Origin of the sequence: Paenibacillus sp. FSL W7-1332 (assembly GCF_037969785.1) — a bacterium.
Taxonomy (GTDB): Bacteria; Bacillota; Bacilli; order Paenibacillales; family Paenibacillaceae; genus Paenibacillus_AQ.
In genome coordinates this window covers 6933869-6948829 of record NZ_CP150209.1, presented here as the reverse complement: position 1 = coordinate 6948829, position 14961 = coordinate 6933869, and the positions used below count along the sequence as shown (strand labels likewise).

At 45.4% G+C, this 14961-nt stretch carries 8 protein-coding genes; all 8 read left to right on the top strand.

Annotated features, from left to right (window positions below; all coding sequences use genetic code 11):
• The first annotated feature begins 21 nt into the window (after nucleotides 1-21).
• The 8 genes from MKX98_RS31610 to MKX98_RS31575 all read left to right on the top strand — a co-directional run bounded on the left by MKX98_RS31610 (nucleotide 22) and on the right by MKX98_RS31575 (nucleotide 14921).
• A complete protein-coding gene (locus MKX98_RS31610) occupies nucleotides 22-1146 on the top strand; it encodes an MraY family glycosyltransferase (protein WP_071219817.1) in 1125 nt (374 codons plus the stop codon).
• Nucleotides 1147-1363: 217 nt separating this feature from the next.
• On the top strand, nucleotides 1364-5005 hold the full coding sequence (locus MKX98_RS31605; RefSeq protein ID WP_339220329.1) for an S-layer homology domain-containing protein: 3642 nt from the start codon (nucleotides 1364-1366) through the stop codon (nucleotides 5003-5005).
• 251 nt (nucleotides 5006-5256) lie between these two features.
• Nucleotides 5257-5601 (top strand): hypothetical protein, encoded by a 345-nt coding sequence (locus tag MKX98_RS31600; RefSeq protein ID WP_071219815.1) that lies wholly within the window; start codon nucleotides 5257-5259, stop codon nucleotides 5599-5601.
• Between the two features lie 368 nt (nucleotides 5602-5969).
• A complete protein-coding gene (locus tag MKX98_RS31595; protein WP_339220327.1) occupies nucleotides 5970-9164 on the top strand; it encodes an S-layer homology domain-containing protein in 3195 nt (1064 codons plus the stop codon).
• A gap of 187 nt (nucleotides 9165-9351) precedes the next feature.
• On the top strand, nucleotides 9352-9861 hold the full coding sequence (locus MKX98_RS31590) for a hypothetical protein (RefSeq protein ID WP_339220325.1): 510 nt from the start codon (nucleotides 9352-9354) through the stop codon (nucleotides 9859-9861).
• A gap of 186 nt (nucleotides 9862-10047) precedes the next feature.
• A complete protein-coding gene (locus tag MKX98_RS31585; RefSeq protein ID WP_100540939.1) occupies nucleotides 10048-10335 on the top strand; it encodes an alpha/beta-type small acid-soluble spore protein in 288 nt (95 codons plus the stop codon).
• A 224-nt stretch (nucleotides 10336-10559) separates the two neighbouring features.
• On the top strand, nucleotides 10560-11765 hold the full coding sequence (gene metK, locus MKX98_RS31580) for a methionine adenosyltransferase (protein WP_194539927.1): 1206 nt from the start codon (nucleotides 10560-10562) through the stop codon (nucleotides 11763-11765).
• Nucleotides 11766-12218: 453 nt separating this feature from the next.
• Entirely contained in the window at nucleotides 12219-14921 is a 2703-nt protein-coding gene (locus tag MKX98_RS31575) for a stalk domain-containing protein (RefSeq protein WP_339224628.1), read from the top strand.
• The last annotated feature ends 40 nt before the right edge of the window (nucleotides 14922-14961 follow it).

Sequence of the window (14961 nt, the reverse complement as noted above, 5' to 3'; positions counted from 1 at the left end):
TATTGGGGGTCGAATGATTACATGTTAATGATATACATCATCGGGTTTATCGTATCGCTGACGCTCGCCCTGCTCTTAACGCCGCTTGTGAAGAAGTTTGCGGTTAAGATTGGTGCCGTTGACGTTCCTAATGCCCGCAAGGTTCATACCCGGATCATGCCCCGACTCGGGGGACTCGGCATTTATCTGGCTTTTATTCTTGGACTGATTGCAGTTCTTCCTTTTCTTCCGGATAGCCTGTCGCCTCGGGATGCCAACTTTATGAAGGCATTTCTGATCGGCGGTTCCATGATCGTATTGATCGGAGCCTTGGATGATCGATTTGAACTTTCGGCCAAAGTGAAGTTTCTGGCTCAAATTGCAGCTGCTTGCGTAGTTGTATTCGGATTTAATATTACCGTGGACTTTGTAAATATACCGTTCCAGGATCGGTACTCCATGCTGGAGAGCTGGGTATCGATTCCACTGACCATCTTCTGGATTGTCGGCGTAACCAACGCGATTAATCTCATTGACGGACTGGATGGACTTGCAGCCGGTGTTTCCGGCATTGCGATCGGCACGATTCTGGTCATGGCCGTCTTGATGGGCAACACCACCGTTGCCTTGCTATGCCTGCTGCTGCTCGGCAGCATTATCGGGTTCCTGTTCTTCAACTTCCATCCGGCCAAGATTTTCATGGGGGATACGGGCTCGTTATTCCTTGGATTTTGTTTGGCCATGCTGTCCTTGCTTGGATTTAAACAGATTGCGATTGTATCCTTCATTACGCCGCTGATTATTATCGGTGTTCCGTTGTCTGATACGTTTTTCGCTATCATCCGTCGTAAAATCCAGAAGAAACCGATCTTCGCTCCGGACAAGGGACATCTGCATCATTGTCTGCGCGAGCTTGGATTCAGTCACCGTCAAACGGTGTTGATTATTTACGTGATTGCCGCCTTTTTCGGCGTACTGGCCGTCATTCAATCTTCGGCTGCCATGTATGAAGCCAACTGGGTCACCTTCGTCGTGATCTGCGTCATGATGTGTTTCATGCAGATCGGTGCGGAAATTATCGGACTGGTCGGCAAGACCAAACGGCCGATTCTGGGTCTGATCAATCGGATGCGAATGAAGGCAAATCCCGAAAGCCGCACGAAGTAGAACTTATTCTTTTTCATGATGTGTCCGGATCGGACATGCCAGCCTCACCCAAAAAGGGTGAGGCTTTTTTGTGGTTTTTGCTAAATAATAGGACACTCGCTTCCGATATATGAACTATGCGCTAGAATCAATCTGTCAGTGAAAGCGAGGGGACCCAGTGAACGACGTAACACCCAAAACGGACGCCAACGTCCGAATGATCAAGGAGGCACAACCGTTGAAGAAAAATTTCCGTACAATAGCAAGCCTGTTATTGGCCATTGCTATGTTCTTTTCCCTAATTCCGGCATTACCGGCTTCTGCTGCAAATGGAGCCTTGTATTTTCACTTTTCCAATCTAAGTACGGATCCGAATTCTCCAACGCCGGAGAACCGGAGCTCGATTACGGTTTCGGGTACCTATAACGGCATTAATCCGAATACCATCTCATATGAGATTAAACGCTTCGATGACACAACCACGGGCGGAACAGGTGTCAAGCCGATTCTGGACGAAGCAGCGAATACGTTCCAATTCCTGAATGTCCAATTGAATCAGGGCGTTAACAAAATCATCGTGTCGGGTATGAGCACGCAAGGTCAGCAGATGAGTGCCACAGCTTATGTCAAGTTCTCCGATGTACCGGCTGTTTATGAAGTAGCACTCAGTGATGGACGTGTGCTGGAAGAGAATGCTTCCAAGCCGGTTGTCGTTACCACGCAGACGGTTAGTATCTCGGTAAAAGCAACCAATGGCTCCAAAGGCGTGACGGTTAACGGCATGGCCATGTATCCGGGCGGCGGCGATACGTTTTACTCCGCAGGGATCCAATTGCAGAAGGGTGTCAACGATCTGGTGATCGTCGTGAACTCGGAATCGAAAACCCAGACCATCAATAGACAGGTTGTCTATCATCCGACAGGCTCCCTGACGGTCAATCAACTGCAGATCGGTAACACTAAGATCGATGGGCAGACCGTTGTAACCGGTAATGTGAACGGCGTCATCTCCGGTTATGTTATCATGGATGCTCCTCCGGCTGGTACGCCAGCGGTGCCGCCAACTCTTGAAGTATCCGTATTTCCGACAGGATCCACGGTGCCAATCATGAGCTCGCAGGCAACCGTAGGAGCAGCAAGCATCCTGGGTAACAGCTTGATGTATCCTTTTACAACCACTGGCTCGGTTAGCATCACACAGAGCGGGGAGTATTTTGTTTACACTAAGGACACTACCACTGGTTTCGATGTGAAAAATCCTTTTACTTATCGTGATGTCAATGCACCTACAATCAAGCAGGTGTATCAACTATACGGTGTAACCGAGAGTGGCGGAACGGTATCAGCTACCTCCCAATCCATTTTTCCAAGCGGTAACGACACCGTCCTGAATGAACTTCCGATCTATTTGATGGTCGAACAAGTGAACGCAGGCAATGTCGAGATTGAATCCAGCAAGGGCGGCGGCACGATTGCCCAGAAACTTACCTATAATGGAGGCAACACGGTTTTCAAAATTACGAATTTGCCTTCAGGACAACAAAACCTGATCATCAAGGTCAGCAATGCATCGGGCGTTTCCGATACGAAGGTGATCCCGGTAACGTTCCTGTCCTCCACTTATATTGATATTTATCATTTGTATAACAATCAGGTGTTTAAGAATAGTACAGATTTCAATCAAGTTACGGGTCGGATTGTGAACTACACGGGAACATCAGGACTTACGATTTCCTTGAATGGTAATACTCGCGATTTGACAGTGAACGGAAACGGCGAGTTTAGCTTTTCTGATGCTGCATTCCTGCAGCTGATTCCAGGTCCGAATACGTTGGTGGTCGCTGACAAGAGCGGGAAAATCTCGACGAAGCTGACTCTGCTCTATTTTAGCGATACGCGCTCGGTAATCAAAAACATGATTCCATTCCCGGTTGGTTCCGCAACAGAATCCGATCCAGATGGATTGTTCAGAGAAACGGCCGAGAACGCCTATAACACATATGAAAAGGCTCTGGGTCTTCGCTTTGAGGTGGAATACACGGATGAGATTACGGTGAACCTTAGTCATCCTACGCCATCTATCTTTGCAGTCTTTACCAAAGACAACACAGGAACTTGGACGCTCTCTGGCGGTGCACTGAAGACGCAATTGGATGCCATTAATCAAGCGGATCACAGCCTGTACTATTCCATTGTCAATGGAGCCAACTCCAGCTCTGCCCGCGTTGTGTTTAAAGAGCTAGCACTTCCTGAGGTAGGATTGCAGGCAATCAGCATCGGTTCGCGTTATCAGTCGGTTACCACAACGGATACCATTGAGATTACGCGTGAGCGTGCGCCTTACGAAGTCCTTTCTCCTAGGCTTCCTAACGAAGGTGTTCTGAAACAGAACTTTGTAGAGGTAAGCATCAAGGCTGAAGGCGCGGACTCCATTCTGATTGGCAAAACGCCAATGGTGAAATCCGAGATCAGCGACATATTCCGTCTTGAAGTTAAGAACCTGAAAAATGGCAAAAACACCATCAAGTTCACGATCGAACAAGGCACTAAAAAGACAAGCGGGCAATTCGTTGTAACGTACACGGATGATGCAACCGAAGGCTCTCAGTTTAAAACGAATATTTCGAAGTCAGGTAAGGTTAAAGTATTCAAGGGTGATTTGTCCCTGTCCTTGCCGAAAGGCACGGTGCTTCAACAGGCAAAATCAAGTCCGAATGCAGAAGTGCCTACAATCAATCTGCTTGGTGAGCATGACATTCTGTTTGGTATTGCCAATCAGATCGATGGACGGACCGTTAAGGCTTACAATCGAATTGGTGAAATCGAGAACGGTGTAGAAATGGATGGACGCTTGTCCCTGATTCCAGGGGATAACAACAATGCGTTCCGTTTCACTCCGGCAGCCCATTACGGCTACTCATCGCCTCTTTACTGGCTGGATGCGGGTTCGCTTAATGCATACAGCAGCAACATTGAGGACTTTAACGTAAAGGCAGCAGCTCATCCTTACGCAAAAGGAAACGAATTTCATCAACGCTTGATTCCGCAGAACTGGATGGAATTGTCTCAAAAAGGTACGATAACCTTGAAATATGATTCCGCACTGGTGAACTCAGCTTCCAGCAACCTGGGTATTTGGTGGTATAACCCGTCCCAAGGAACTTGGATCAACATCGGCGGGAAAGTAGACGCCAAGAAGAAAACTGTTACGGCACCATTTAAGGGATTTGGGTATTACGCAGTTAAATCCTTGCGTTATAGCTACTCCGATGCGATTTCGCATAAAACGGCACGTAACGATATTGAATTGATGCTGGCAAGAGGATATATGAAGGCATCCAAGACGGATGCATTCGGCGTGTATGATCCAATGACTCGCGGTGAATTAGCTACTATTATAGTGAAGCTGCTCGATATTCCGTTGGATTATGATACCGATAAGAACAAGCTGACGTTTGATGACATCTATCAAGAAAGTGTAGTCAACAGCATGCAGTGGGATTACCGTTACATTGAGACAGCGGCCAGAAAAGGGATCATTCGCGGCATAGCGCCTCGAAGCTTCGCTCCTAATATGGAACTGACTCGCGAAGAAGCGGCCAACATGATTGCACGCGCACTGAACCTGAAGATGGGCGAAATCGAAAAAGATAAAGCAGCACTTCAGAAGCAGTTCGAAGATGTAGGCAAAATCAAATCGAATTATTCTTACCCAGCCATTCTTGCTGTAAGTAAGGCCGGTATCATCACTGGTGTTGCGAATAGCTTGAAAGAAGGCGAGAAGAAACCAACGTATAACTTCAATCCGGATGCCGTGCTGAATCGTGCAGATACGGCGACGATCGTGAAACGCATGATGGGCAAACTTAAAATGCTGTAGGCTATATAAATAAGAAGAAACTGTAGGGAAAAAGGAACGAGAGCAGATGCCCAATTTCTATTGGCAGTGCTCTCGTTTTTTAATGCGCGGTTTTTAATGAATAAGGTTATTTATGGCATAATTAGCAAGATCTTATGGGTGTTATCAGAGGCCAGGAAACCGTTTACCAATATCTATTGTTTTGTAATTTCATGTAGAATACGCTACAATAGCGGAAGCACATACTATTTTTAGAGGGTGAAGATGAATTTATGAAGCCGATATTATCAAAAGCGCAGCTCGACTACATGAAGGCGAAGACCAAGTTCGAGGAAAAGGCCAAAGTGATGGAGAAGAAGATTGAGCTGGCTCGTGCCGCTCATGATGAGATAACTCAGGAAGTCATGGAGGGACTCGTTGTTGAGACAGGCTTTCATGATTCATTTAACGAAATGACAGCGGCTGAGAATGCGTTGATCCAATGGTCTCATACAACAATAAAACATGACAAAACATATCGTACGAATAAAGCGGAAATTGATCTGATGTACGAAACACTGCATAGCAATCCGGAGATGCGTGCACGCATTATCCAGCTTGCTATGAAGATTCGCTAGGATTCTACAAAGGGCGCCCACAGGGCGTCTTTTTTTGTTGTCGCAATATGTAATGAACCCAATGTTATGCGAATCGAAAATGATTTCGAAAATATTTTTAAAAAAACTTTGCAACAACCGCAACTTTTCGAGAAATCAAACGTTTATAATGTAGAACCCAATGAGGAACCCAAGATTATCCGATGCAAGAAGATTGTCTATTAATTAGAAAAATGTTCTTTACGGAGTATGGGACTCGTTGTATAATACCTAGGTAGGATTAGGAATCTATTCTAGTTTGTAGTGTTCTCTCGTTAACAAGATTCTGTGATATCGTCACAGACATCATTTATGATTTATGCTCAACTCGGGAAAGGAGGTGCAGGACAATGAGTGATAAGAGCTACCAAATTAAAGAAAACAATCAAGTGATGATTCAAGGAGGAGAAAAAAAGGTTATGAAGAAAATTTTATCCGTAGCACTGTCTACAGCAATGGCATTCTCCATGTTTGCTTCTGTTGCATTCGGTGACGATGCGCTTAACACACAACAGAAATTTGATGTACTGAAAGAAAAAGGTATCTTCACTGGCTATCCAGATGGAACTGCTGGTCTTGACAAAGAAATGACTCGCGCTGAGTTCGCGAAAGTTTTGGTAGGCATCATGGGTCTTGAGCCAATCCAAGGCAAAGCGTCTTTCAAAGACAAAAACTACAAAGCTGACAAATGGCCAGCTCCTTATGTAGAAGCAGTATACGCTGCAGGTATCATGGAAGGTAAAAACACAACGAAAATGATCTTCGACTTCAACGGTAAAATTACCGTTCAAGAAATGGCGAAGGTTCTCGTTACTGCTCAAAAGCTGGAAGTTCCAACAGAAACGAACAACAACGCTTCTGACTGGGCTAAAGGTTATGTTCAAGCAGCAATCAACGCTGGTTTGGTAGATGCTAAAACAAACCCTAAAGCTAACGCTTCCCGTTCCCAATTGGTTGAAGTTGCTTACACAATCTACTTGTCGCAACAAAAACCAAAAGTGGTTTCTTATGATGTAACTGAGAGCGGTAAAGTTGTAACTTTCAAACTTGCTAACAACGAAAGCGTGAAAGTTGAACTGGAAACTCCTCTGAAAGCTAACACTGCAACTGAAGTGAAATTCACACATAACAACTACGAGTACACTGAAAGTGTAACTTGGGTAGTAACATCTGCAACTAAAGTTGAATCCGCAACTTCCACGAACTTGAAAGAAGTTGACGTTGTATTCGACGGTAAAGTTGACAAAGCGTCTGCTACTGACAAAAACAACTATGTCATCGATTCCAACTCTAAAGGAATCAAATCCATTACTGTATTGGAAGATGGCAAAACTGCACGTATCCTGTTGAACGAATCCAGCAAATTCGTACAAGGAACAACATACAAGATTGTTGTGAAGAATGTTAAAGGCGAACAAGGCTCTACAATCCCACAAGGTGAAGTGTCCTTCTCTTCGTCCGACAACACGCTGCCAACAGTATCTGAAGTGAAAGGTCTTGGAACTAAAGTTATCAAGGTAACATTCTCTGAGCCTGTTGTCGCTCCAACTAGCAGCAACTTCCAATTGGATGATAAAGCTTTTGTTGGTTCCGTAACACAAGGTGAGAACAAAAGAGAAGTGATCTTGAAGAACTACACAGGCGAACTCTCTGTTGGTACGCACAAACTGACTGCTTCCCTGGTTGAAGACTATGCCGGTCTGAAGTCTTTGGCTGATACTAAAGAATTCACAGTTGCAGTAGACAATGAAGGACCGAAAGTTACTGAAATTTCCGCTACTTTGGAAAAAGTAACTGTAACTTTTGATGAAGAAATCGATCCGGATTCCGTTAAAGAAGAAAGCTTCTACTGGAAGTCTGGCGACAGCAAGAAAAAAGGAAAAGCAACTCAAATCGCAGCAAACGTATATGAAATAGATTTCACTGCTAATCGTTTGCCAGGATATGAAACTTCCTTGTTTGTTGAAGTTAAAGATTACTCCGGTAACGCAAACGCGGTTAAAGAACATAAAGTTACAGCAAGCGTTGACTTGACTCGTCCTCATGTTCTTGAAGCTACCTATGGTGTTGAAAGAAATGATGCACTGACAGTACGTTTTGACAAAGCTGTTAAAGCCGCGGATATTAAGTACTACACAGTTAAAAAAGGCGACAAAACAATTTCTGTAAAACAAGTTGTGCCTGCTGATTCTTCCAATAAAATCTTCCATGTATACTTCTTTAACAACCTTGAAGCTGGTACTTATAGCTTGAAGATTAAAGATGTAGAAGACATGACTGCATTGAGAAACGTAATGGACGAATACAACGGTTCATTCGAAGCTGTTGATGTAACCAACCCAAGTATTTCTAAAGTTGATTACAACGAAGCAAATCGCAAGGTTGCCTTGCATTTCGGAAGAGAAATGGATCTTTCGAAAGTTAGAGAAAAAGGTAACTACTATATCGAATTCACTAAGAATGGTGGAACTACTCAAAGAATCGCTCTGCCTAACGAAGTGATTGTTGATGCAGTTAATAATGGCAAATCTGTAGTTCTTCAGTTCCCAGAGTACATTAACGGAACAAAAGTTACATTTGGTCCAAATGGATCTGTATCCAAAGTGTTTGCATTTGGTCTCACATCCAAAACTGGCCAAGTCGTTAACTGGGATCCTGTAAGTTTGGGACAAAAAACACAAAACGAATTGAGATTGTTGGGAGCAAAATTAACTGATGCTAGAACAGTTGAACTTGAGTTCAACCAAGTAATTGCACGTGCTAGCGCGGGTGATTTCCTGATCAACGGTTCTTACCCAGCCACTGTAACTTATGATGAGAACAAAGTGACTTTGAAAGCTAGCTCCGATATTACAGGCGGCGGTGTTACCTTGTTTGCAAACAACTCGATTGAAACATACTCTAACAACAAGACTAACTATGCTAACAATGTTGACATGACTCTTAACATTACTGCAGCACCAAGAGTAACAGGTGTTTCTGCAAGAGATGTAGATAAGTTTACGGTTAGCTTCTCAACTTATGTTGAATGGAAATTTAGTGAAGCAGGTATGGCAAATGACCTCGAAATTAAAGACCTTTCAACAAATAAGCTCATTACAGTTGGTGAGTACGCTACTAAAAACGTAGACGGTAAAGTTGAAGTTACTCTTGATTCTAAATACCGGAACGTACCAGTTTCAGTAAAAGTGAAAGAGAACGCTCAGTACATTGTTGCTCGTGACACAAAAACTGCTGCTGCTAAATCGGATGAGTATAGAGTTGAAGCTTCTTCTCAAGCACCAAACGGAGTGGCAATCACCAGTGCTAGCTACAATAAGGAAACAGGTTTTGTGACTGTTACCTTGGATAAGAGTGTAGCTAACGTTGCTGATGTTTCCATTGGTGGCAGAAGCGACTATCCAGTTGCTTTCACTACTAACACATCCTCATTCACAGTTAATGTTGGTAAAGATAACGAAGTAGCAGGTCAATACTTGACTGCAGCTGTTACCTACAACAATGCAACAACTAATCTTAACACTTATGTTAACAGTGCGAAATAATAAAACCTAATAGGTTTTGACACACCGGGGGACATTATGTTCTCCGGTGTGTTTTTGTTTTCAAGATTAACTAAATCCAACCTTCATCATTAAGAAGGGCGTTCCACAAGAGCTGTAGCTTGATCTTCCTAGCATTTTCAATAGAATTAATAGAATAAGCAGGAAACTGAGGAGGTACAAATAATTTATGAAATCATATTGGAAATTATCCCTTGCTGCCCTGGCCATTGGCTCAGGCATATGGATCGGTGCAGTATACAGCAACACCGCAACCGGTGCCGGCACCACCCCCGGCACCACCGACGACCCGGTCGTCACCAAGAGCTACGTAGACCAACAAATCCAGCAAGCGCTGAATGGCGGTGGTGGAGGGTCTACGAACCCAACAAATCCTACAAATCCCACTGAGCCATCCCAGGGAGCTGACGAAGTTAAGAACGTTGCGTTGAAACCAGGCAAGATCCTTATTGCTGACGCAGGAACGGAGTTCATCGTGCGTTCAGGTAGTGCTGTAATCTACACAGAAGTCTCTAGCGGCGTTGCAGACCTGACCGATGGTAAAGACCTGTTGAATGGTCAAGTGGCGCCTAAGAACCATCTGCTTTCCTTCCCGCGTGAAGGTCGCGGCATTCAAGTGAAAGAAGGACAGACAAGCAATCTGATTGTCATGGTGCGCGGCGGCTACACCATTAAGTAATGATTGGCAACTAGAGTGCGTTAGACACCTGCTGATATCGCTCATCCTCGAGTGGTATGGCGAGGACTTTTGCCCGGCTTATTCCTCTTATAATTATTGCCAGTTGTGACAACGTTTTATACGTGTGAGTGCCTTGAAATCGACAAATAATACTTCTGTAAAAACCAATACAGGAGGTGTATTTTCATGGCACGCAGCAGTCGTAACCGTCAAGTGGTACCTGAGAGTCGTGAAATGCTGAAGCAAATGAAATACGAAATTGCAGCAGAGTTTGGATTGCCTGTGGGATATGGTAGCGGTTCCAATGGAGCCGATACGGAATTTGGTTCCGAGTTAGGAACCATCGGAGGTGGATCTTCCAGCCGTCGTCCTGGATGGGGACATCTAACATCCCGTGAGAACGGATCCGTTGGTGGAGAGATCACTAAACGTTTGGTTCGAAACGCTGAACAAAGTCTCTTCGGTAGACTGTAGTCGTTTTTCAGTTACAAGTGGAACTTATTCTTGATTAAAATGATTGAAAAGCCCAAGAAAATCCTTGAAAAACAGCTTACTTACTGGATTGACACCTGGTAACAAATAAGTTAATATGCATGTTGAGGATTGTACATTTCAAACCTTTTCCTGTCGGAAAAGGTTCATTTTTTGTGTAGGACCTCTTGATATATCACATACTATTCATATGGGAGGTTGATCTCATGTCTTTAACAGGGCGACGTTTATTTACATCTGAGTCCGTAACTGAAGGACATCCGGATAAAATCTGTGACCAGATTTCCGATGCGGTACTCGATGCTTTTTTGGCTAACGATCCGAACGCACGCGTAGCTTGTGAAGTTTCCGTTGCGACCGGTCTTGTTTTGGTCATTGGTGAAATTAGCACTAAATCCGAATACGTGGATATTCCATCCATCGTACGCAATACCGTGAAGGAAATCGGGTATACCCGTGCAAAATACGGTTTTGATTCCAATACATGTGCGGTGTTGACATCGCTGAATGAGCAATCGGCCGATATTGCACAGGGGGTAAACGCTGCACTGGAGAATCGTGATCCTTCCCAAGTGGACAAGGAAACCGAGAACATTGGTGCTGGCGACCAAGGTCTGATGTTTGGTTTTGCAACGAACGAGACCCCAGAACTGATGCCTCTTCCGATTGCATTGTCTCACCGTATCGCTCGTCGTTTGTCCGAGGTTCGTAAAAACGGTACGCTGGAATACCTGCGTCCGGATGGCAAAACCCAGGTAACGGTTGAGTATGACGGCAATACCCCGGTTCGCGTGGATACGATCGTGGTCTCGACTCAACATGCCGAAGAAGCAACACTGGAGCAAATCCAGAAGGATATTAAAGAACAAGTTATTCTTCCTGTCGTACCGGCTGAATTGCTGGACGCAGAAACTAAATATTTCATTAACCCAACCGGCCGTTTCGTAATCGGTGGACCACAAGGGGACGCTGGTCTGACAGGCCGCAAAATCATCGTGGACACCTATGGCGGCTACGCTCGTCATGGCGGCGGTGCATTTTCCGGTAAGGATCCTACAAAGGTTGACCGTTCCGCTGCTTACGCGGCTCGCTACGTGGCTAAAAACCTGGTTGCTGCAGGACTTGCGGACAAGTGCGAAATTCAATTGGCTTACGCTATTGGTGTCGCTAACCCAGTGTCGATTAGTGTAGATACTTACGGAACAGGTAAAGTGAGCGAAGAGAAGCTGGTTGAGCTTGTGCGTAACAACTTCGACCTGCGTCCGGCTGGAATCATCCGTATGCTGGATCTTCGTCGTCCGATCTACAAACAAACCGCTGCTTACGGACATTTTGGACGTACGGATCTCGATCTTCCTTGGGAGCGCGTAGACAAAGCGGAAGCGTTGAAAGAACAAGCTGGCGTAAACTAAGGTAATTTTAAGATATGTAACAGATATAAAATTTAGGCATGTGCTGATTTAATTTTTCTTCTGAAAAAAATCGGTGCATGCCTTTTTTCTGCTTCTTTTTCTAATTATGAATAGAGATTCAACTCAGCTGAACCAGATAATATGACAAAAATGAAATAATTGAAAGAGCGAATGAACTATCGTGGTTATAGCATTTTCATTAAATAAATGGAAAAACAGGAATATAATTTATGACAAACTAGTTACTTTTACATAATAATATAGTAACATAGGATTGATTTACATGGACTCCTAAAAAATTCCGGTACAAATCTAGCAAGACTTGGTGTACGATACGCGAAAGTGTTTTTTTATAACAAATTCGTAACTTTTCCGCAAAAATGAAGTCTATTAATTAGAGACTTTATATGTTCGGCATCCGTGTTGAACAAGAGATGGGAGAGTTACGATTACATGGTTAGTCAGGGGAAAACACTGAAGTCTACAACATCTGGTGTAGGCAAGAAATGGTTGATTATTACATTGGCAGGGGCCATCTGGGTGGGTCCTGTGTTGGGCAGCGGAATACCAGTGATAGGGAATCTATCAACATCCTCGGTAGCTTATGCGGCATCAACATCGGCTAAGAAGCTTGGTGAGGAAATCATTACTTCCGGTGCGGTTTTAATGAAATATCAGTATATCAACAGTACTGGCGCAAAATCGCTGGCTAATGTCATTCGGGTGGACTTAAACAACAAGTATGTGAAACTGGATGTCATGACAGGCCAAGGGAATCAATTTACAACGAGACAAAGCACGGGCGGAATGGCTAAGGAGAACGGAGCGGTTGCTGCTATTAACGGTGACTTTTTTAATACCGGCAGCGAAGGGGCTCCGATGGGTGCTCAAGTATCAAACGGTCAGTTGATGTCAACCCCGTCGGAACTGAAAGGCATGTATGCTTTTGGAGTAACGAACGATGGAACGCCAATTCTGGATGAGTTTGCATTCTCGGGGAGTATTACAGCTGAAAATGGCGCCTCATTCCCACTCGCGGGGATGAACAAAACCTCTTATGCTCCTGAGGGCACCGGATCAACGTATAGCCATGCGAATTCAGCTTATATCTACACCAGCGCATGGAAGGCTATTGAGCGTCCTAAGAACAGCTCGACAACGCCAACGGAGGTTATGGTAACGGATGGGGTCATCACCGATATTTCAGTAATGGCAGGATTGCCAACAGCGATACCGGAGGGAAGCTACATTTTGCGAACCCATGGGGCTGCGGCAGAGTTCGTGAAACAAAATCTGGCAGTTGGACAGAGACTGAAAGCCGATTATGCTTTAGTTTCCAAAAAATCAGGTAAAGAACTGGACCCATCTACACTCCAAATGATGATTGGCGGCCATACGATTCTGGTGGATAACGGCAAGGCCACTTCATTCTCGCGAAACGTGAATTCGATTGGAGGAAGCAGGGCACGAACAGCCGTAGGTTACTCCAAAGACGGGCGTTACGCTTACCTAATTGCTACGGAGAGCAACGATAACAGCAAAGGCATGACGCTGCAGCAGCTTCAGGATTTCATGACGAAGGTTGGAGTATGGAAGGGAATGAACCTGGACGGCGGAGGATCGACAACGATGGTAAACCGTCCACTTGCCGAGATGAACACGCAGCTGACCTTCAATACGGAATACGGCACCACGCAGCGCAGCATCGTTAACGCACTTGGCGTGTTCTCAACGGCACCTCAGGGCAGCTTGAAGGGCTTAAAAGTAAGCGGAAGCAACACGCTCCTGATCGGCCAGATCGGCACGTATGAACTGAAGGGCTATGATACTTACTATAATCCAATTGAGGCAGGTTCGATTAAACCGACTTGGAAGTCCAGCAACGGCAATTTAGCGGTCAACGGACAAAGTATAAAAGCGACAAAGCCGGGTACCTCAACACTGACGGCAGTAAGCGGCAGCACGAAAGCTGCGATGCAAGTCAAAGTGCTGGGCGCGGATGATCTTGTTGCATTGACTACCGGCGTATCAAGCGCACCGCTGCAGGCTGGAACGAGCGTTTCCGTGCCGGTGACGGCCGTAACAGGCAATGGTCAAAGCTTGGAAGTTCCAAGCAGTGCGCTGAAATGGGAGTTTATCGGATTTAAAGGCAGCGTAAAAGACGGCCGCCTGACCGTATCCTCCGTGAACAGCAATACGAAAGTCGGTTATGCCATCGCACGCTATGACGGCTTTAGCACGGTCGTTATTTTATCGGCAGCGGGCGAGAGCACATGGGAGAACTTCGAGAATGTGAATTACCCGGTGAAGTTCACGACCAATGTACCGGCAGTTACCGGGGCTGCAGCGATCAAAAATGGCAGCGGAGCAAAAGCATCATCTAAAGTCTTGAACTTGACCTATGATATGACAGGCGGATTAGGGCAAAAAATGTACGCTTACGCCGAGTTGAATGGCGCAACTGGCAAAGTGATCCCTGCACAGGCAACGGCCATGACCATCGATGTGGAGGGAGATAACAGCCTGAACTGGCTGCGCGCCGAGCTCAAGGACAATAATGGGAAAACCGTGTACGTCGACTTGGCAAAAGCAATTGATTGGAGCGGCTGGAAAACACTGAGCATCGATCTCAGCGGACATAACATTGCATTCCCGGCACAGATGAAGCGGTTGTATGTGGTGAACGTGGAAGAAGGCCAGGATGAGCGCGCATTGACAGGAGCTGTATCTTTTGACGATATCCGCTTTACGATGCCGTCCCTATCCGGGAATGAAGGTCTTCCAACAGGCAAAGCGGTCATGACCATTGGGCAAAAATCGCTTATGCTGAATGGTTCGAAAGTGGCAATTGATTCGGCACCAATCTTGAAGAATGGAACGACTTACGTTCCGATTAAGCATGTGCTCGATGCGTTCGGCGGGCAAGCAACCTGGAACCAATCCGCTCAGCGGGTGGGTGTCCTGAGGGGCGGCATGCTCATGGAACTGACGGTCGGCAAGAAGGAATTCATTCTAAACGGTAAGCGCAGTTCGGCGGCTGTAGCACCTATGGTTCAAGGTGGTAGGACTTTGGTCCCTCTTCGTCTCGTTTCCGAGCAATTAGGCCTTAAAGTAAAATGGGACAAGAACACGAAGACCGTTACGATCGAATCGTGATATGGTATGATATGTATATGAAACGTTAGAAATGGAGTAG

Bases quoted from the DNA above. Each gene is read 5' to 3' on its own strand.
- MKX98_RS31610 (WP_071219817.1), top strand. From the start codon at position 22: ATGTTAATGATATACATCATCGGGTTTATCGTATCGCTGACGCTCGCC.
- MKX98_RS31600 (WP_071219815.1), top strand. From the start codon at position 5,257: ATGAAGCCGATATTATCAAAAGCGCAGCTCGACTACATGAAGGCGAAG.
- MKX98_RS31595 (WP_339220327.1), top strand. From the start codon at position 5,970: ATGAGTGATAAGAGCTACCAAATTAAAGAAAACAATCAAGTGATGATT.
- MKX98_RS31590 (WP_339220325.1), top strand. From the start codon at position 9,352: ATGAAATCATATTGGAAATTATCCCTTGCTGCCCTGGCCATTGGCTCA.
- MKX98_RS31585 (WP_100540939.1), top strand. From the start codon at position 10,048: ATGGCACGCAGCAGTCGTAACCGTCAAGTGGTACCTGAGAGTCGTGAA.
- metK (WP_194539927.1), top strand. From the start codon at position 10,560: ATGTCTTTAACAGGGCGACGTTTATTTACATCTGAGTCCGTAACTGAA.
- MKX98_RS31575 (WP_339224628.1), top strand. From the start codon at position 12,219: ATGGTTAGTCAGGGGAAAACACTGAAGTCTACAACATCTGGTGTAGGC.